This is a genomic window from Fictibacillus sp. 23RED33, assembly GCF_015903925.1.
GTDB lineage: Bacteria > Bacillota > Bacilli > Bacillales > Fictibacillaceae > Fictibacillus > Fictibacillus phosphorivorans.
Genome location: NZ_JACZDX010000001.1, coordinates 773,856 through 792,570, shown reverse-complemented (window position 1 = coordinate 792,570; position 18,715 = coordinate 773,856). Strand labels below are relative to the sequence as shown.

18 protein-coding genes are annotated in these 18,715 nt (G+C 39.5%); 3 read left to right on the top strand and 15 right to left on the bottom strand.

The genetic code is table 11. The features are described from left to right. Positions 1–179: 179 nt before the first annotated feature. From mgtE to yfcC, 8 genes are all read right to left on the bottom strand, one after another. Positions 180–1,538 carry a magnesium transporter gene (gene mgtE / locus IHV09_RS04230; RefSeq protein ID WP_197191319.1) on the bottom strand — a complete coding sequence of 453 codons (1,359 nt, stop codon included), beginning with the start codon at positions 1,536–1,538 and terminating at the stop codon, positions 180–182. Positions 1,539–1,706: 168 nt separating this feature from the next. Next, positions 1,707–2,108: a DoxX family protein gene (locus IHV09_RS04225; protein WP_197263702.1), complete on the bottom strand. Its 402-nt coding sequence runs from the start codon at positions 2,106–2,108 to the stop codon at positions 1,707–1,709. Between the two features lie 154 nt (positions 2,109–2,262). Next, complete coding sequence (gene map / locus IHV09_RS04220; protein ID WP_197263701.1) at positions 2,263–3,012, bottom strand: type I methionyl aminopeptidase; 750 nt, start codon at positions 3,010–3,012, stop codon at positions 2,263–2,265. 81 nt (positions 3,013–3,093) lie between these two features. After that, a complete protein-coding gene (locus IHV09_RS04215; protein WP_197127456.1) occupies positions 3,094–3,699 on the bottom strand; it encodes a TVP38/TMEM64 family protein in 606 nt (201 codons plus the stop codon). 121 nt (positions 3,700–3,820) lie between these two features. Next, positions 3,821–4,204 (bottom strand): hypothetical protein, encoded by a 384-nt coding sequence (locus IHV09_RS04210; protein WP_197263700.1) that lies wholly within the window; start codon positions 4,202–4,204, stop codon positions 3,821–3,823. Positions 4,205–4,325: 121 nt separating this feature from the next. Next, complete coding sequence (locus tag IHV09_RS04205; RefSeq protein WP_197263699.1) at positions 4,326–4,781, bottom strand: pyridoxamine 5'-phosphate oxidase family protein; 456 nt, start codon at positions 4,779–4,781, stop codon at positions 4,326–4,328. Between the two features lie 96 nt (positions 4,782–4,877). Continuing rightward, complete coding sequence (iadA, locus tag IHV09_RS04200; RefSeq protein WP_197263698.1) at positions 4,878–6,050, bottom strand: beta-aspartyl-peptidase; 1,173 nt, start codon at positions 6,048–6,050, stop codon at positions 4,878–4,880. A gap of 31 nt (positions 6,051–6,081) precedes the next feature. Then, entirely contained in the window at positions 6,082–7,584 is a 1,503-nt protein-coding gene (gene yfcC, locus IHV09_RS04195; RefSeq protein ID WP_370568926.1) for a putative basic amino acid antiporter YfcC, read from the bottom strand. Positions 7,585–7,761: 177 nt separating this feature from the next. On the opposite strand from yfcC, the gene IHV09_RS04190 reads away from it, so the two are divergent. Continuing rightward, positions 7,762–9,825, top strand: a complete 2,064-nt coding sequence (locus tag IHV09_RS04190) for a sigma 54-interacting transcriptional regulator (RefSeq protein ID WP_231618121.1) — start codon at positions 7,762–7,764, stop codon at positions 9,823–9,825. A gap of 292 nt (positions 9,826–10,117) precedes the next feature. On the opposite strand, the gene hpaD is transcribed toward IHV09_RS04190, so the two are convergent. The 6 genes from hpaD to IHV09_RS04160 are packed head-to-tail and all read right to left on the bottom strand — an operon-like array spanning position 10,118 to position 16,491. Next, positions 10,118–11,101 carry a 3,4-dihydroxyphenylacetate 2,3-dioxygenase gene (gene hpaD, locus IHV09_RS04185; RefSeq protein WP_197263696.1) on the bottom strand — a complete coding sequence of 328 codons (984 nt, stop codon included), beginning with the start codon at positions 11,099–11,101 and terminating at the stop codon, positions 10,118–10,120. 11 nt (positions 11,102–11,112) lie between these two features. Then, positions 11,113–12,588: a 4-hydroxyphenylacetate 3-monooxygenase, oxygenase component gene (hpaB, locus tag IHV09_RS04180; protein ID WP_197190391.1), complete on the bottom strand. Its 1,476-nt coding sequence runs from the start codon at positions 12,586–12,588 to the stop codon at positions 11,113–11,115. Between the two features lie 11 nt (positions 12,589–12,599). After that, positions 12,600–14,114 carry a 5-carboxymethyl-2-hydroxymuconate semialdehyde dehydrogenase gene (gene hpaE / locus IHV09_RS04175; RefSeq protein WP_197263695.1) on the bottom strand — a complete coding sequence of 505 codons (1,515 nt, stop codon included), beginning with the start codon at positions 14,112–14,114 and terminating at the stop codon, positions 12,600–12,602. Next, a complete protein-coding gene (locus tag IHV09_RS04170; protein ID WP_197127447.1) occupies positions 14,098–14,889 on the bottom strand; it encodes a fumarylacetoacetate hydrolase family protein in 792 nt (263 codons plus the stop codon). The genes hpaE and IHV09_RS04170 overlap by 17 nt, the downstream gene beginning before the upstream one ends. Continuing rightward, positions 14,890–15,813, bottom strand: a complete 924-nt coding sequence (gene hpaI, locus IHV09_RS04165; RefSeq protein WP_197263694.1) for a 2,4-dihydroxyhept-2-ene-1,7-dioic acid aldolase — start codon at positions 15,811–15,813, stop codon at positions 14,890–14,892. Positions 15,814–15,825: 12 nt separating this feature from the next. After that, entirely contained in the window at positions 15,826–16,491 is a 666-nt protein-coding gene (locus IHV09_RS04160; protein WP_197190394.1) for a GntR family transcriptional regulator, read from the bottom strand. A gap of 212 nt (positions 16,492–16,703) precedes the next feature. On the opposite strand from IHV09_RS04160, the gene IHV09_RS04155 reads away from it, so the two are divergent. Both IHV09_RS04155 and cspD read left to right on the top strand, forming a co-directional pair. Continuing rightward, positions 16,704–16,994: a late competence development ComFB family protein gene (locus IHV09_RS04155; protein WP_197127444.1), complete on the top strand. Its 291-nt coding sequence runs from the start codon at positions 16,704–16,706 to the stop codon at positions 16,992–16,994. Positions 16,995–17,262: 268 nt separating this feature from the next. Beyond that, positions 17,263–17,463, top strand: a complete 201-nt coding sequence (gene cspD, locus IHV09_RS04150) for a cold-shock protein CspD (protein ID WP_066237152.1) — start codon at positions 17,263–17,265, stop codon at positions 17,461–17,463. Positions 17,464–17,847: 384 nt separating this feature from the next. Here cspD and IHV09_RS04145 read toward each other — a convergent pair whose 3' ends face one another. Next, positions 17,848–18,705, bottom strand: a complete 858-nt coding sequence (locus tag IHV09_RS04145; RefSeq protein ID WP_197263693.1) for a hypothetical protein — start codon at positions 18,703–18,705, stop codon at positions 17,848–17,850. Between the last annotated feature and the right edge of the window lie 10 nt (positions 18,706–18,715).

Below are 18,715 nucleotides of genomic sequence, written 5' to 3'. Positions count from 1 at the left end.
TGCCACGTTTGATCCATCTTAACTATCATCTGTACACTCCTCCTTAAGATGTTTTAATTTTATCCGCAAATTGGAAAAATGCAACATTTTTTTAGAATAAAAAAACCAGTCAAAAGACTGATTTTTTATCAACATCATATTGTTTTTAATATAAGAGATAGCAAGATAGTATCTTTTATTTATAGTAAATATGATAAGAACATGGTCGCTGTACCAAAGTATACTAAGAGTGAAAAAATATCATTCAATGTTGTGATAAGAGGTCCCGATGCTACCGCTGGGTCAATCTTGAATCTGTATAGCAGTAAAGGAATAAGTGTTCCTGCAAGCGTACCAATTATCAAAGTAAAGAATAAAGAACTGCCTACAACAAGCCCCAATACTAAATTACCTTTCCATAAAAAGGCTACGATTGAAATTAAAATTCCGCATGTAATTCCTATAATAAAACCAACACCAAATTCTCGGAGTATTAATTTCATAATGGTCGGCCGATCGATGTCATGCGATACAAGTCCGCGAACAACTACTGCAAGTGATTGTGTGCCTGTATTTCCTGTCATACCTGCAATCATTGGCATAAAGTACGTAAGTGCAACCGCGCGTTCAATCGTGCCTTCAAACGTGCTAATGATACTACCGGATAAGATCCCAATAAAAAGAAGTAAAATAAGCCAAGGCAGTCTTCTATAGGAAGCTACAAGAGCACTTGTCTGAAAATCAATGGATTTACCTGTTGCCGATAACTTCTCGATGTCTTCATTCGCTTCTTCAATTAATACATCAAGTACATCATCGACTGTAACAATCCCTATCAAACGATCATGTTCATCTGTTACAGGGACTGCAATAAAGTCATAGCGCTCAATGGTTCGCGCTACTTCTTCTTGATCTGTCTCTGCGGGTACGGAGATAACCCTGCTGTACATGATCTCTTCAATCTTCTCATCCATTTCTGCTAATAACAGATCACGATAAGAGACAACACCAACAAGCCTTCTATCATCATCAATTACATATAAGTAATAAATATTCTCTGCAAACCCGGCAAATGTCTTTAGCTTTTCAACCGCATCTCTGACTGTATAAACTTGCGGAATCCATACAAACCGGTTAGTCATAATTCCACCAGCGGTATCTGAATCATACTGCATAAGACTTTGAACCGTCTTCGATTCATCTGCTTTCATGGAAGACAGAAAATCTTGGATCTCATTAACATCCAAATTGCCGAGAAGATCGGCCAAATCGTCATTCTCCATTAAGTTCATGATGTGAGATGATCGCTCAATGCCTAGTTTATTCAGGATTTCCATCTGAAGATCACTTTCAAGCTCTTGAATCAAGGATGCAATCTGTCTTGTTGTTAAGAAGGTTACAAACTTATGTCTGTGCTTCTCAGGCAAATTTTTATAAACATTCGCAATATCATACGGGTGAAGTTCATCGATTAAAAGCTGAAACTCCTTTTTTCGCAACTCTTTTAAGTTTTTTATGACATATAATAATATCTGGTTTTCTGACATCTCTTTAAACAAGGAACGTCACCTCCTTATAAAAGTACTTCACCATTATAAGTGATTTTTCAAACTGTGACTATGGTATCGTATTGAATCTTTTCTTCTAATCCTCATTACTTAGGCAAAAGAAAAAACCACTTAGCATAAAGTGGTTTAGTCATTTTCATATTAGTTCAGTATTCAATTCTATTTTAACCAAAGGTGATCCAGAGAATAATCTCCTGCACCTGTTAAAGCGACACCTACCACTACGGCAATTAAAACAAGGTTAAATTCATAACCGTTCGCTGTAACCCAAAACCCATTCTGCAAGTGAACTTTAACTGCGGCCACAAGCATCGTTCCAGCAATCAATATAGCCCCAATTTCGGTGAATAATCCGGCAGCAAACAAAAGTCCTCCGCCAAATTCAGCCAGCCCTGCTAAAAGAGCCATCGTATAGCCTGGTTTAATGCCAATGGATTCCATCCAGCCTCCGGTTCCTTTTAACCCGTAGCCGCCAAACCATCCAAACAACTTTTGTGATCCATGTGCCGCTAACGCTAGACCCACCACTAATCGAATAATAAGTAATCCTAATGATAACATCCCTTAACCCCTTCTTTCTTTCGTTTTTTTACTTACTTTATGTTAGTATATTACAATGAGTAACTTTTATGTGTCAAGTTACTTTAAAAAAATAACCTTATGAACAAAAAAAATTACCGCTCTTCTTATTAAAGAATATGCGGCAATGTTTATTTTAAGCTTGTTCTGTTAAAATAATTGGTCCATCTTTTGTGATAGCAACGGTATGTTCATATTGTGCTGATAGACTTCCATCATAGGTAACGGCCGTCCAGCCATCCTGCTTCAAGCTTATATGGGGTCTACCTTGATTGAGTATGGGTTCGATGGTAATAACCATTCCTTCTTTTAAAGTAATACCCGTATTTCTCTCTCCAACATGATGAACTTGAGGCTCTTCGTGTATATGACGGCCGATTCCATGACCAATAAACTCTCGAACAATAGAATAGCCCTTATCCTCAGCGTAAGATTGTATCGTATGACCGATATCCCCCAAACGATTACCAACTTGCGCTTGTGATATCCCTTTATATAGTGCATTTTTGGTCGTTTCCATTAAGGCTTGCGATTTCTTAGAAACGTTTCCGACTCCATATGACCAAGCAGAATCTGCCAGCCAACCGTTTAAGTTCACGACAAAATCAATCGTTACGATATCTCCTTCTTTTAACGCTCTTTTATTTGGTAGCCCGTGACATACTTCATCATTTACTGAAGCGCAAGTTGCATAAGGATAGCCCATATATCCTTTTTGAGCAGCTTTTGCTCCGTGATCTAATAAATAATTTTCAACAAATTGGTCAAGTTTCAATGTTGTTGTTCCTGGTGTAACAAGTTTATTTAATTCTTTATGACAAGATGCTAGCAATCTTCCCGCTTCTTGCATCTTTTCAATCTGCTTTTGTGACTTGATCTTAATCAATACAAAGTCTCCCTTCCTCTTTTTTAACTATATTCAAGGAAAAAGATCTTCGTGAAAGTAAAAAAGCACCTGGCGCTATCATTACGCCCGATGCTCTGATTCTTTAAGTCTTGATTCGACTATTTTTCCACCTAGCCACAATACGAATATGCCAAAAGCAATCATCCCAAGTTTTAAAGGACTTTTCAACACATCGATAAAATCATACCCGATAAAAGAAACGATCGCGATCATCACCAATTTACCGAGAGCTAATGCAAGCAAAAAGGTTTTAACATTTATCCTCGATAATCCGCCTACAACATTTACTAGAGCGGAAGGAGTAAACGGAAAACAATAAATAAGAAATAGCATACCAAAACCATGCCTCTCTACCCAGCCTAGCATTCGTGTAGTGTTTGTATGCCTGTTTAAGAAATTCAAAAAACGCTTTTGTCCATACCGCCGTACTAGCAAGAATACGATGATAGAACCTACGCAAACCCCAATCCATGAATAGAGAAAACCTAACCAGAATCCGTATGCTGCTGCATTTCCCGCTACAAAGATAAAGAGCGGAAGAATCGGCAGAAATGATTCAAGCATAGGCAGCAATATTCCTGGCAAAAAACCTAGATCTTTGTATTGATCAAGCAGCTCTAATATATTTTTTTCAGTAAAATAGCGTTCCCAGTTTCGCCAGTCCATCCATCGTTCACCCTTTTCTTCCTCATACCCTCATCGTTGCCACAGTTAACTTGTTTAAAACCGACTTTAGGAAAAACAAGGAGTTAATCATTTAATTTTATCACAAAGAGACAAAAGTTCACTATTTGCTTAACGTATTTGAATGTGTTTTATCACTTTTTTGTCCTACAATAAATCCACAGCAGCATACGGAGATAAATGAGAATAATGGAGACAAAATAATTATAACCTGTACTCCATTTGTTTCTGCGTCAACCGGAAATAAAAGACTATACATAACTACTGTCCCGTGAATTAAAATTCCCACAACAGCCAACAGTTTGTTTATCCACCCTATATTAAAGCGGTTTAACGCACATAAAAATGCAGCAATCCCCCACAGCAAAAGAAAATATCCCCAAACGTTCAATCCATCAGTTGTTTCCACAAGATTCGTGATCTGCAAGATGCCTACAAACATTGAGATTAGACCAGATAAGAAAAACAATCTGTATACGATAGGCATGTGATCTCCTCCTTGTTTTTCATGACTTCCTTTCTAAGAACAAATCTATAAATAAACAAAAAACCGCCACAACATAATGTTTTGACGGTTTGTATGATTCTTCTAGTTGTAGAAAGCCACCTTATTTCATTAAAGCGTCATACACTTGTACATCTAACTCTTTCGCTTTCTTTTCATTATACGTCTTTTCATAAACAGGTTCTTGGACGATCTTTGCACCCCAGAACATGCTTTCAAAAACATGATCAATTTCCACTTCAATCTTCGCAAGCTTTAATGGTACACCTTCCATGGTATCTTGAAGTATATTCGCTTTTCCATTAATAGAATATACCGTTTCAAGCCCTACCACCGTAAGGACCACATTTGGATTATCTTTAATGTTTGTTACGATACGTGAATTGTTCGTAACCGTAAATCGAATCTTTTCATTTGACAAGCTCTTTACCCAAGATATTGCGTTAACAGATGGAGCTTTCGTTTCTACGTCAACGGTTCCTAAGAGGACAAGCTGTTCGCCTTGCAGGTGTTCAAACAATTCTGGACTTAATACTGTCGGAATTTCTTGTTTTGCCACATGATCGCCACCTTTTAGAAAAATTATGTATGTTCCCTATTTTACCATATATTTCATAAGTTAAAAGTGAAAAAGGAAGCCTATAATTAGCTCCCTTTACTCTTCAAAAGTTCCCTTGACCAAAGCTTCTCCATTTTGAACCACCACTTGCCCTAACGCAATAACTGAATCGATGCTAAGATCTTCATTAAGCAGAACAAGATCAGCATCAAGTCCTTCTTGTAACCTTCCTTTTTGTTTAAGCTTTAAAACGCGAGCGGGATTAGAAGTGATTGTTTGCAATGCTGTTTGAAATGCAACACCTTCTGTTTTAACTGCGTCACGCACTTCGCTGTACAGCGAGTTCACTTTACCGATACGCAGACCAGTAAATTCTCCAAATTCATTAAATGCAGGCAAACTTCCCTGCGCGTCTGATGTGAAGGTTATTTGTTCGATAGCCACCCCTCTATCAAGCATTTTCTTTAACCCAATGCTGCATTTGACTTCGCCTTCTTCTAAAAACTGCTTTGTCGTACTCGTTGTAAAATCCACGATACCGCCTTTTTTTGCATATTCGATACCTGCTTCAAATAAATAAGAATTTCGGTTAATATGAGTTGGATAAAATTGAGAAATAGGCAGATCAGTCGTCTCTACAACTTCCTCAATTAAAGACAACATGCGTTTACTGTCGCCAAGGTGAATGTTCACTACACCCGCTTTTCCTGAAAGCATACCTCCAACTCTTGCTTGTGACGCAAGCCTCGCGATTTCGTGAGCAACCGGCTGGCTGGATCGATGATCAGCAATAGCAATTTCACCTACACCAATAATCTCATCAATCATCATAATGTCTGTTTCGATATTCCCCGTTAACGTTTTAACAGGTACTTGGTAGGATCCAGTATGAACGAAGCACGATATTCCTTCCTCTTTAAGCGCTTTTGCTTTCGCGATTAAATTAGTCATCGTACGAGCTATTCCGTCTGTTCCGATCACACCAACAATGGTTGTCACACCAGCTTTAGTAACATCTGAAAAATAGATTTCAGGAGTTCTCGTTTTATAACCGCCTTCTCCTCCGCCACCAGTAATATGAACATGTGCATCAATAAATCCTGGTGTCACAATTTTTCCTGTTGCATCAATAATATTAATATCTAGAGCAGATGCCGGCCAATTAATATTTTCTGAGATGCTGGCAATCTTCCCAGCAGCTAGTAAGATATCCTTTTTACCAAGATAATGAGGCGTATATACCTCACCGCCTTTGATAAGAGTAAACATGTAAATCATTCCTTTATTCTTCAAAGATAGTTTATTTAAAACCAATTAGTACAGCAATTACAATTATGATTGAGGCAAAAGTAAACAGCAACGCTTGAAACTTAATTTGGAACTTGAACCATTTTCCCCAATCTAGACGTGCAACTCCTAGTGTTCCCATCAAAGCCGCAGAAGTTGGTACAATCATGTTCGTAAAACCGTCACCAAGTTGGAAAGCTAGAACTGCGACTTGCCTTGTAACTCCCGCAAGATCAGCAAGCGGAGACATTAACGGCATTGTCAGTGCCGCTTGACCTGAACCTGATACAACAAAGAAGTTAAACACAGATTGGAATACATACATAATCCAAGCCGATAGCGCTGTAGGCACATCTTCAACAATTCCACCTGCCGCATGTAGAATCGTGTTTAATACTGATGCTTCAGCAGGATTGTCACCACCAAGGATGATCACAATACCTTTTGCCATACCGACGATAAGTGCTGCTGGAAGAAGATCCTTTGCACCTTCTTTAAAGCCATCAGCAATTCCGTTCACTGTCATGTCGTTCATCTTGAATATAATACCAATTATACCCGCAACTAAACCAATCGTAAAAAATTGAGTCGCAATTTCAGGAATGTAATATGCTCTTTCTACAACTCCCCAAACGATCCAGGCAACTCCCGCTAAAATAGTAAGAAGAATTAAGATATGGCCTGTTCCAAAGTTTGATTTAATATCTGTATGTTTAAAATCTTCACGGAAGTATGCATCTGAATCATACGATAAGGAACGCTTTGGATCTTTTCTAATTCTTGATGCGTATATCCATGTATATACAATTCCTACTAATGTAAAGAAAGCCCACATCCCAATTCGGAATGGTGCACCAGATAGTACTGGAATGCCAGCAACACCTTGTGCAATCGCGACACCGAACGGGTTCATCCATGATGTTGCAAAACCAATCTGTGTTGCAACGTATGTAATCATAATGGCTGTTATGGCATCATAACCGAGAGCTATCACAACGGGGACAAGAATCATCGCAAATGCGATCGCTTCTTCACCCATCCCAAAAACAGCACCGCCTAGTGAGAATAATAAGAACATGAGCGGGATAATGAGTGCTTCTCTACCTTTAGTATGGTCGATCATTTTTAATATACTGTCTTCTATCGCACGCGTTTTCATAATGATACCGAACGCGCCGCCGATGATTAGTATAAAGGCAACAACCCCAACTGCTGACCCCCATTTATCCCCAGAAACTAAACCTTCAAAAATGTAATTTAAAAAACCGGCACCACCGCCTTCTTCAAACAGACTGACCCCTTGAGTAGTTGGCTCTCCGTCCTCCCCTTTTACATACGAAAAGCTATCAGGAACAAGTACTGTTTTAGTCTGCTCTTCGCCACCCTGCATAAAGGTTGTTTCTTTTGTCTCAAATTGACCTGCCGGAATGATATACGTTAGTAAAGCCATTAATGCTACAACAAAAAACACGATAACAAACGTGTCCGGCATCGTAATACCTTTTTTCTTATCCACGTTACTTCCCCCTTTTCTATAATTCACCATTCATTATTTGCAAGAATTATGCCAACATTCCGTCTCCCTTTGTTAAAGGTTTTTAAATATTTTGTTTTATTTAATGGCTGGTTATAAGATAATAGTTTCATAACCAAAAAACGACCTAAAAAAGACCATTAAAAGAAGGTGTATATGATGGAAACTAAAAAACAGATTGTTCTATTAGCAGGTACAAAGGAAACTCGTATTGCTTTATCCTGCCAACTTCAATCCATATTAGGCGACTATTTTCATATTAGAAGCTATTCTTCCGAAGAGATTCTTCCTACACGACTGGAGAATGAAATCGTAATTCTATCTTCTTATCTTATAAAACGTGAGGTAGCTCACTGTTTGAGTGAATCTTGTAGAGTGATTACGGCAAGACGCACCGTCAACTATGAATTTATGGATCAGCTTTTACAACTGCCAGAGGGTACAAATGTTATGTATGTGAACGATTTTCCTCAAACGGTAGAACAGTCAGTACAAACTCTCAAACATCTAGGAATCAATCACTTGAATTACCTTCCCTACTATCCTGGCATTCCTCACTACCAACATGCAGATATCGCTGTGACACCCGGCGAGATGCATCTCGTGCCAAAAGAGGTTAAGAGAATTATTAATATCGGCGTACGTCTGATCGACATTACTACCATAACAGAGATTTTGAGCGTACTTGGTGTCTTAGATGACCGGGCAACAGGCATTTCTGAACGTTTTACAGAAAAAATTATTCAGTTGTCTAAGAAGCTTGCACTTGCTAATCAAAAGGCACTTCAACTTAACGAACACTTGGACAAAGTATTAAATGGAGTGAATGATGGTATTTTATCATTTGATCATACGGGAAAGATTACCGTATTTAACGAAGAATTGAAAAGCATATTTTCAACCGTTTCAAAACAAGCTGTCGGAAAACATATTAAACAAATTATCAAAGATAAAGACCTGCTGAACTTTCTAACAGATACAACAAGTGAACAATCAGATCAATTTTTCACGATCAATGATATAAATGTTATGGTTCACCGGTTCGCATTACCGGCGGAAAACACAATGATTGCAACATTCAAAAACACGAGCACTACAATCTCGATGGAGAAAGCCGCACGACATGAACTAAAGCGAAAAGGTTATATCGGAAAGTATTTTTTCAGTGATATCATCGGGGACTCCGAGGAAATTATTCGAACAAAAAATATTGCGAAGAAACTAGCTGCAACAGATCTCTCCCTCCTCATACAAGGAGAGAGCGGCACGGGTAAAGAGCTCTTCGCAAGTTCCATTCATAACGAGTCCCGCAGAAGAAACGGCCCCTTTCTAGCAGTAAACTGTTCTGCTCTTTCTGAGGATTTATTAGAAAGTGAACTATTCGGATATGAAGAAGGTGCATTTACAGGTGCAAAAAAAGGCGGAAAACAAGGTCTTTTTGAACAAGCAGAAGGTGGTACCATTTTTCTCGATGAAATTGGTGATATTAGCGTCAAACTTCAGACACGCCTCTTACGTGTTCTGCAGGAAAAAGAATTAAGGAGAGTTGGGGGAACTCGTGTACTTCCCATTGACGTAAGGGTTATTTCTGCAACGAACAAGGACCTGGCATCTGACATAAAGCAAGGATTGTTTCGGGAAGATCTGTATCATCGTTTAAATGTTCTTTATTTAAAAATCCCGGCACTTCGTGAGAGAAAAGGCGATATCCCACTTTTACTGAATCATTTTTTAGCGATGCGTACTACGAAAAAAATGAAAGTGGAGAATGAAGTCGTTGGGCATCTTATAAACCGCTCCTGGACGGGGAATATTAGAGAATTAAAGAACGCCATTGATTATATGCTTGCTGTTTGCGACAAAGAGAAGATTACTGTTTGGGATCTGCCTCAGGAAGTGATGAGAATAAGTGGTTTTGAGAGTACTTTTGCAGGAGAGGCGATTAAGGAGATTTCAGTCACCTCGGAGGAACTGCCGCTTATCGCACCAAATGAAGAAGCTGCGATTATGAGCTGCATCTATCGCAATCATCTTTCTGGTAAAGCATCCAGCCGAAAGAGCTTACTGCTGGACTTGGAATTACAAGGCGTTAAGCTCTCGGAAGCCCAAATCAGATTGCGCTTAGACCTCTTGGAAAGGAAAGGGTTTATCGTAAAAGCAAAAGGGCGAAAAGGAACACGGCTGACTGAGAGCGGACTACTTTATATTAAGAATGAATTGTAGAGGTCTTTAATCTTGAGAATCGCTCGTAAATCTTGAGAATCGCTCATAAATCTTGAGAATCGCTCATAAATCTTGAGAATCGCTCATAAATCTTGAGAATCGCTCATAAATCTTGAGAATCGCTCATAAATCTTGAGAATCGCTCGTCCAGCGTGCATAAAATGCCGCTAGACGAGCTTAAATCGTTAAAACCTACAGAATATACTCCAATATACTCCCAAAAAAATAAAAAAAGCCGCCTCCTGCAACAAACAGGAGCCAGCTTCCATCACTGTATAACTTCATCCAAAAATCAAGTCACAAAATCAGGCTTGCGCTGCGCTAGAGTCGGACTTCTCAGCTCTACCGGCTCACCTTTTTCCAAACTCAAAAAAGAGGTTGCTTCGTTAAACCAGCTGTCAGGAGCTTTATGTCCCCAGAACGTCTGGCGCCTCGGGTCGTTAATATCCCACTTGATCGGCTTAAAGTCAGGATCACTCGTCAGATAGTCTCCATTATATAACTCAATGCGATTTCCATCCGGATCACGGACGTATAAAAAGAAGGCGTTCGATAATCCGTGACGTCCTGGCCCACGCTCGATATTGTCAGCATATCCCATGCTCGCCATCACATCACAGCAATGGATGAGACTCATCGGATCAGACAGCCAAAAGCCTACATGATGAAGACGAGGTCCTTCTCCGTTCATAAACGCAACATCATGTACAGTCGGCTTACGATGAAGCCATGCTGCCCATGTGCGATCATCTTCTGTTGCTGTATATTCAGAAATTCTAAATCCGAGTTCATCTGTATAGAATTGAACAGCTGCTTCCACATCTGGAACCATACAGTTTATATGATCAATACGCTGGACACGTGCACCGCGGTAAAGATCATACTTCTGGATACAGCGCTCCACACTTTCCATCTCTGCAAAAAACTCAAGCGGTATGCCTGAAGGGTCTTCTACACATAACGTTTTACCGATTCCAACTGCAGGATCTGCATCTTTCCATAGCACTTTTGCGCCCTTCCCTTTAAAAAAGGTTTCGAGTGCATTTAAGTGACTGTCTTCCCACACCTTGTAGCTCACAACATGAACGCCAGGTTTATCAGCTTTTTTCAACAAAAGGCTGTGATGCGAGTGCTCCTCCAGTCCACGTAATGCCATCCATTCTGATGAAGAGGCTGTTTCAATGAATCCAAGAGCATTTACGTAAAAATCACGGGAAGCATGAAGATCCGTTACGTTCATGACAACACGCGCAATTCGAATAATGTTAAAATCCATGACGGCTCCTCCTATACACTACTGTAATTATGGCTTTTAGAATTCACGCGTTGCAGAAAATCTTTCACCATCGCTTTATAAGGCTCTTTGTTAAATTGATCATAATAGATGTTCGACATACGTGCCGGATCTCCAAAGAAGTAATATTCATAAAGAGCTTGGCGACCACCGAATGTGCTGATTGAAATATCCCATGCTAAACGGAACAATTGAGTGCGTTCGTACCCATCAATGTTAGCCCCTTGTGTATAACGATGAACAAGTTCTCCGATGTCATCAGCGTTAAAATCTGCTTCTGTTGGAATTCCCATCAAACCAGAGGCACCGAGGATCTTCACAATTTCAACAATGCGCTGATACATTTTTGGATACCAGTTACGAGCTGCGTTCAATGGCGCAAAGTCCGGTGTCATGTTTCCATACTTATCAAGAGAAGCGTTGTGCTCTGCACGGTAAAGGTGAGAACGCATCGTTTCCAGGATAAGCATGACTTCAGATGCTTTTTCTTTAACATGTGGAAACACATCAATACCGATTGATTCCATCATATTTAGGATGACGCCGAGCACAAATTCAGTTTTCACCGTATTCTTTGCGATTACTTGATGAGCCATATGAACGATGGCGTTCGTCTCCACATACGTACGGTTACAAATATCAGAACTGCCGCTTACAAACACGCGCTCCCAAGGTACAAGCACATTGTCAAAAACAACAATCGCATCACTCTCTTCAAAGCGAGAGCTTAACGGATGATCCCATTGGCTTCGCCCCGTATCAAACGATTCTCGACATAAGAACTTTAAGCCTTCTGTATTGTTCGGAATAGCAAAAGCCATCGCATACGGATCATCTTCAGACGAAGCTTTGTTCAATGTTGATGGGAACACGACGATCTCATCCGTTACCCCACCGAGTGTAGCTAACAACCTCGCCCCTTTAACTACGATACCGTCTTTATTCTTTTCAACGATGCGAGCGGATAAATATGGATCTTTTTGTTCAGACTGCTTTTTCGAACGATTCGTCTGTGGATGAATCAGAGTATGAGTTAAGCTGATGTCATTTTCCCGGCAATAGTCATAATACTTTCTTGCGTTCTCTGCGAACATTGGATCGTTTTGTGCAAAAAAGTTACCTGACGTACCGAATGCCATAACACTCGTGTTTAAATAATCTGGTGTACGCCCCATCATTCCGCCTGTGTATCCCGCCCATTCAGAAATCATCTCACGTCGGCGAATAAGATCGTCTACAGTTTTAGGAGCAATAAAAGAAAGCCCCACTTTATCTCCTGTCTGTTCAGAGGTATAGAGCATCTTGTCTGCTTTTTCATGCTGGAGGTCATACAGGTTAGCAATGGATCTTACAATGTTTCGAAAAGCTGGATGAGAAGGAACATCTTCCACTTTCTCACCATGAATCCAAACGTTATTCTTAGCCTTTGAAATCCCTTGGATATATTGTTCCCCCGTGCGTGCAGGCAAAGAAATCCCTCCTAATGTTTCGCTTCGGTTTGAAGCGACTGTTTTTTCTTTCCGAACTGCTGAATGTGATGGTCAGCTAGTGCAACATGCACTACTTTCATCTCAGTATAAAACTCAAACGCATAGTGTCCGCCTTCACGACCGATTCCGGAATTCTTAGAGCCTCCGAAAGGAATACGAAGATCACGAACGTTTTGCGAGTTCACCCATAACATCCCAGCTTCAACCGCGTTTGCGACGCGTAGACCTTTTTTCATGTCATTTGTCCACACATAGCCCGCTAGACCATATTTAATATCATTTGCATAATCAATTACTTCTTCTTCATCTTTAAAGGTCATCACAGATAATACTGGACCGAATATTTCTTCTTGGGCTACAGTCATATCATTTTTCACATTTAATAAAAGTGTCGGAGCAACAAAGTTTCCTTTTTTGTGAGTTTCAGAGATAGGCTGACTGTATACTTCTGCACCTTCGTCTTTAGCAATCTGTAAATATCGTTTTACATTTTCATAGTGTTCTTTATGAATGAGTGGCCCGACTTCTGTATCTGGATCTGACGGGTCACCTACGATGATGTTGTCTACCCTTTCTTTCAAACGTGTTACGAACTCGTCTTTAATCGATTCTTGAATGAACAAGCGGGAGTTCGCCGTACACCTTTCTCCATTAAAAGAAAAGATTCCCCATACACAAGCATCGAGAGCACGTTCAAAATCACAATCATCAAATACGATGATCGGCGACTTTCCGCCCAGTTCCATTGAAAAACGCTTTAAAGATGCAGCGCCGTTTCTCATAATCTCTGAACCAGTCTTTGTCTCACCTGTAAACGAGATAAGCTGTACATCTTCATGAGCAACAAGAGATGCTCCAGCTGTCTCTCCAAAACCATGAACGATGTTGAAAACACCTGCAGGAAGTCCTGCTTCATCCACAAGTTCAGCTAGTTTATTAGCAGTTAATGGCGACCATTCAGCTGGTTTCAAAATGACCGTGTTTCCCGTGGCAAGTGCAGGTGCGATCTTCCAAGTCTCAAGCATGAAAGGTGCATTCCATGGCGTGATCAACCCTGCAACCCCGACCGGCTTTTGAATCGTATAGTTCATGAACTCATCATCCACATGATAAGCTTCACCAGACATGCGGTTCTTTACCATTTCTGCATAAAATCTAAAGTTATCTGCAGCACGCCCTACCATCTTTCGGGTTTGAGCAATAGGAAGTCCCGTATCATAGGACTCTAACAACGCAATCTCTTCTACATCCCTATCGATTAAATCAGCAACCTTATAGATGTATTGTAGTCGCTTTTCCTGCTTCATCTTGCCCCACGGCCCTTGCTTGAAGGCCTTTTTTGCAGCAGCTGCAGCTCGATTTATATCTTCAATCGTACCTTCACTAACCGTATTGATCTTTTCATTCGTAAAAGGATTTACGTTTACAAAAAGATCTCCTTTGTGTCCCGTTACAAACTGACCATCTATATAATGGTGAATCAACTCTTTAATTTCCGGTTTCATGATCCTTCCCTCCAGTTGGAACTTTTTCTGTACGACCATCGACGATCGTATTCTCTAAACAGCCTAAGTAATCGATCTCCAGTCTAACCACATCACCTGGGTGAACGTGTGATATTCCTTTTGGTGTACCTGTCCAAATCACATCATTTGGTTCAAGCGTCATGAACGATGAAACAAATTCAATGATCTCAGGGATAGAGTACATAAGATCTTTGGTGTTACCCTGCTGTCTCAATTCACCGTTCACATAGGTGCGTAGTTCTAGGTTCGTAACATCTGGGATATCTGTAGCATCAACATAATAAGGACCCATCGGACCAAACGTGTCATGTCCTTTTGCGCGTACTGGAGGACGGTACCAGTTGTTCACAAAATCACGGACTGTTACATCGTTCGCTATAGTGTAACCGCTTACAAAATCCATCGCGTTTTCAGCTTTAATATTTCTTCCCTCTTTACCAATGACCACAGCTAGTTCATTTTCATAGTGCATGTATGTTGCACCATCTGGATAGAATACTTGCCCTTTATGACCCACTAATGATGAGTTTGGTTTAATAAAAAGGACAGGCTCAGCCGGTTTCTCCAGTCCCAGCTCATCGGCATGATCGGCATAGTTTAGTGCTAACCCGATCATCTTGTTCGGCTTAAATGGAGGAAGCCACGTTTTGATTTCACTAACCTTGGCTGATTTCCCTGATGAAAATGTGATCACATCATCCACTACAGTTCCTTTTTGTTCTCTTCCTTCAAAAATCACACGAGCATGCTTCATTTATACTTCACTCCCTATTTTTTCTACTAACCCGTAATCAGCAAGTACACTTCTTATTTCTTTTTGCAAAGAATTTGCCGGCAAGTCCATTGGCAATCTTAATTTTGGATTGATCTTGCCCATCATGCCTAACGCAGCTTTTAGTGGAGCAGGATTCGTATCTTTAAAAAGAACATCATTTAGAGGCATTAAATCATAGTGAAGCTTAAGTGCTTCTTCTACATTTCCAGACTCCCAGGCGTTGTATACTTCTGCCACTTTAGAAGGTAGCACATTTGCTGTTGCTGATATGTATCCTGCACCACCAATGGCAAGCATCGGATAACAAAGAAGTTCTATGCCTGAAAACAGCAAAAAGTCACTTCCACAGTTTAAGAGCACTCGGTTAATATGCTCAAAGTCTTTATTGGATTCTTTTACTCCGATAATATTCGGACAGTCTTCGTTAAGGCGTGCAAGTGTCTTCACTTCTAAATTTACTGCTGTTCTTCCTGGGATGTTATAAATGATTAGAGGAATGTCTACTGAGTCTGCGATAAGTTTAAAATGTTTGTATAGCGCATGCTGAGAGGGCTTGTTGTAGTATGGGACAATGACCATAGCGGCATCTGCACCCATTTCTTGAGCTAATTTCGTTAAATGTAGTGATTCTTGATGGTTCGTTGATCCAGTTCCTGGTACGATAGGCACTCTTTTATTTACTGCTTTTATCGCTGTTTCCATAACAAGCTCACGTTCTTTTAATGTCAGCGACGATGGTTCTCCTGTCGTCCCGGTGACGGAAATCCCGTGACTTCCAGACTGGATATGCCAGTCAATTAAATTTTTTAGCGTTTCGAGATCCAGCGACTCATCATCATGAAACGGGGTGATGATCGGAGCAATTGATCCTCTTAAAGACTTTTTTACCTCTTCTACTTTCATGCCTTCATCTCCTCAAAATGTATTTTGTTTCGAATCCTCAAGAAAAGCTTTTAGCGTGTTCAACTTATGGTTTCTTGTATAAGATTCTATTACTTTTGGATCTTCTCTTCTTTCTATCATTTCAATTAGTTGATAGTGTTCTGTGACTGAGCGCTTCATACGTACAGGTTTCATTGTTGACCCCTGTTTGCGAACAGTACCCAGCCTTTCCCATGTTGTATGAATCTGTTCTAACAGAAATTGATTGGTGCAATATTTGTAGGTGAGTTTGTGAAATTCTTTGTTGTAGTTGGAGAAAAGAGAATAATCAAGATGTTCAAGTGCATCTTCCATAAGCTTTGTATACTCTCTTAAACCTTCAAGTTTTTCGTGAGGAAAGTGGACGGATGATTCTGCAGTCGCAAAACCTTCTAATACGGCTAGAACGGATAAAGTTTCTAAATATGCTTGTTCATCGAAGGGGGTAACAATCGCTCCTGAGTATGGCTTAAATGAAATCAAGGAGTCCGCTTCAAGCAATCTAATCGCTTCACGAACCGGGATAGCACTCGTTTGAAGCTCTCTTGCCAGTTGGTCAATAACAAGTTTGTGACCAGGCGGATACCTGCCATCTAAGATACGAGAACGGATGACTTGATAAGCATACTGCTGTTTGTTTGTTTTATGTTTAGTCTTCATAATCCTATGTTAATCGCAAATCATATATGATTTCAAGCTAATTATCAGAAAAATCATATATTATTGTTAATTTAGTAATAAAGTATCATATGGTGTTTTATAAAAAAATAATTATAGTTAAATAGTCTCGTTACACACACTAGAAGTTTACATATGTAGTAAGAATAAGCTATTCTATTCATATAGATTGTGTATAAAGGGGTAAAAAGCCCATGAATGTAAAAAACGCCATGGAGATTCTAGTAGAAGAAGCATTAAAAAATTATTGGGGACAACTTCAGCTGCCTTGCAAATGCGAAGTTTGTAAAGCTGATGTCTTTGCGATTACACTTAACAATTTACCACCCCGCTATGTATCAAATGAAGATGGATACGCTTTTGTCAAAGCTCAAAACTTTGATGATCAATCCAGAGTCAACATCTTAAACCAGATTGTAAAAGCTACAGGTATTGTAGCAACTCGACCATCACACGATTTAAAACCATCTCCTGCTAGCGAATAGAAGGCAGATGGTTTTTGTTTACTGTACAATCAATCAAGTTTATTTTGTAAAGTATACCTAAAAACCATAACATTCAGTTGAAATTTACATAAGAACAAATATCCTGACTCTTTATTCCTATTTTTCAGAAAAGTTCCTTGCGAGAGCTTTTTTCTTGTGATATATTTGTGACAACCATTCAGTACTGGATTACATCTTAACTTAAGAGTTTGAAAGTGGTTTGGTAATTACAGAGCACAAAAGTGCAAACGTTCTAGGAGGCATTTACATGCAAACAGGTAAAGTAAAATGGTTTAACGCTGAAAAAGGTTTTGGATTCATCGAAGTTGAAGGTGGAGACGACGTATTCGTACATTTCTCTGCTATCCAATCAGAAGGTTTTAAATCACTTGACGAAGGTCAAGAAGTAGAATTTGAAATTGTTGACGGAGCTCGCGGACCACAAGCAGCTAACGTAACTAAAAAATAAGTTCGGCTTATATATAAAAACCCGGCAGTTACTGCCGGGTTTTTTCTGTATGCAAATATATGTACAAATAAAGAGGCTCCCTACTGAGGCAGCCTAGTCTTTTAAACCAACTTTTAATTTATACTTTTGTATCTTACCTAATATATCTACCTTATCTTCCTGCGAAAAGATTCCAAGTTTGTGTAGAATTATTGTGTACTGCTGTAGTTTAAACAATGAACTCTCTTTATACCACATAACATTCACCTATCTTTCCTTGAGGAAACTTTTTAAACCTTTGTAAATATTATATGCCATCTGCCACTTTTATGATAATGATTTGTTATTTATTTTAATGCTGCTACACATTAAAAAAAGCGCACCAATACGATACGCTTTTTTTCACTATTTGGTTTGAATTGTAGAAAGCATTGCCCAAATGGCTTGCTCCCATTTAGCAGCGTTCTTATGCTCAGGCAAGTTAACCGTATATTTGACTTGATCTCCGTTGCTTAAATCTTGAATCACAATGTATTTTTTGTAAGAATCTTTTGATGCTGTAATAAATAACGCAGTGTTTTCAAATGCAGGCCCAGCGATCTCTTTTCCGTTCACTTCACTTACTTCTCCAACCGCTTTAAGCTCATCATTCGCCCATTCTTTTAGATCATCAATGGACGACTCCTCTGACAACGGCTCTATTCTAACGAATGTTTCAGCAAATTTCGTAGCAAATAGTAAATCTTTTCGTGGTTCCTCTGCTGTAAATTCAAAATCTGGTAGCTTATAAAAGTGGTAATTCAGTTCACTCTCTGTTAAAACGGCGTCCTCTTCAATAGAGGTTCCATCCACTATGTACGTAAGCTTTTTCGATGGAGCAGCTTCTGGCACACTTTTTTCTGTAATCTGCTCAAGCAGCCATTGTCCTTCTTCATTCTTCTTATAAATGATGTTAACTTTGGCTCCTTCCTCCAAACTCTCAACGTCATCCCTTACTTCGTCTGTAAGTCGAAGAACTAATGTTTCACCTGCAGCTTCTACTTCAATAGAATTATTGTCAATCAGACCAATATACGTTCCTTCTTCTTCAATAGAAGTAACTTCTTCGTTAACTGGTTCTTCTTTTACTTCTTCATTCTTTTGAGTTGGTGAAGTTTCGGCTGTTTTCGGAGCTGGTTCTTCTTTTGTATCGGTACTTTTCGGTTCACTGCTACAAGCTGCAAGCATTAGTATGATTGCAAATATCCACGTTTTTTTTATCATTGTTAAACAC

What these genes read in the sequence shown, in the direction of transcription:
- IHV09_RS04225 (WP_197263702.1), bottom strand. Translation starts at nt 2,108, where the DNA reads ATGTTATCATTAGGATTACTTATTATTCGATTAGTGGTGGGTCTAGCG.
- IHV09_RS04215 (WP_197127456.1), bottom strand. Translation starts at nt 3,699, where the DNA reads ATGGACTGGCGAAACTGGGAACGCTATTTTACTGAAAAAAATATATTA.
- IHV09_RS04210 (WP_197263700.1), bottom strand. Translation starts at nt 4,204, where the DNA reads ATGCCTATCGTATACAGATTGTTTTTCTTATCTGGTCTAATCTCAATG.
- iadA (WP_197263698.1), bottom strand. Translation starts at nt 6,050, where the DNA reads ATGTTTACTCTTATCAAAGGCGGTGAGGTATATACGCCTCATTATCTT.
- IHV09_RS04190 (WP_231618121.1), top strand. Translation starts at nt 7,762, where the DNA reads ATGGAAACTAAAAAACAGATTGTTCTATTAGCAGGTACAAAGGAAACT.
- hpaD (WP_197263696.1), bottom strand. Translation starts at nt 11,101, where the DNA reads ATGGATTTTAACATTATTCGAATTGCGCGTGTTGTCATGAACGTAACG.
- hpaE (WP_197263695.1), bottom strand. Translation starts at nt 14,114, where the DNA reads ATGAAACCGGAAATTAAAGAGTTGATTCACCATTATATAGATGGTCAG.
- IHV09_RS04170 (WP_197127447.1), bottom strand. Translation starts at nt 14,889, where the DNA reads ATGAAGCATGCTCGTGTGATTTTTGAAGGAAGAGAACAAAAAGGAACT.
- hpaI (WP_197263694.1), bottom strand. Translation starts at nt 15,813, where the DNA reads ATGAAAGTAGAAGAGGTAAAAAAGTCTTTAAGAGGATCAATTGCTCCG.
- IHV09_RS04160 (WP_197190394.1), bottom strand. Translation starts at nt 16,491, where the DNA reads ATGAAGACTAAACATAAAACAAACAAACAGCAGTATGCTTATCAAGTC.
- IHV09_RS04155 (WP_197127444.1), top strand. Translation starts at nt 16,704, where the DNA reads ATGAATGTAAAAAACGCCATGGAGATTCTAGTAGAAGAAGCATTAAAA.
- cspD (WP_066237152.1), top strand. Translation starts at nt 17,263, where the DNA reads ATGCAAACAGGTAAAGTAAAATGGTTTAACGCTGAAAAAGGTTTTGGA.
- IHV09_RS04145 (WP_197263693.1), bottom strand. Translation starts at nt 18,705, where the DNA reads ATGATAAAAAAAACGTGGATATTTGCAATCATACTAATGCTTGCAGCT.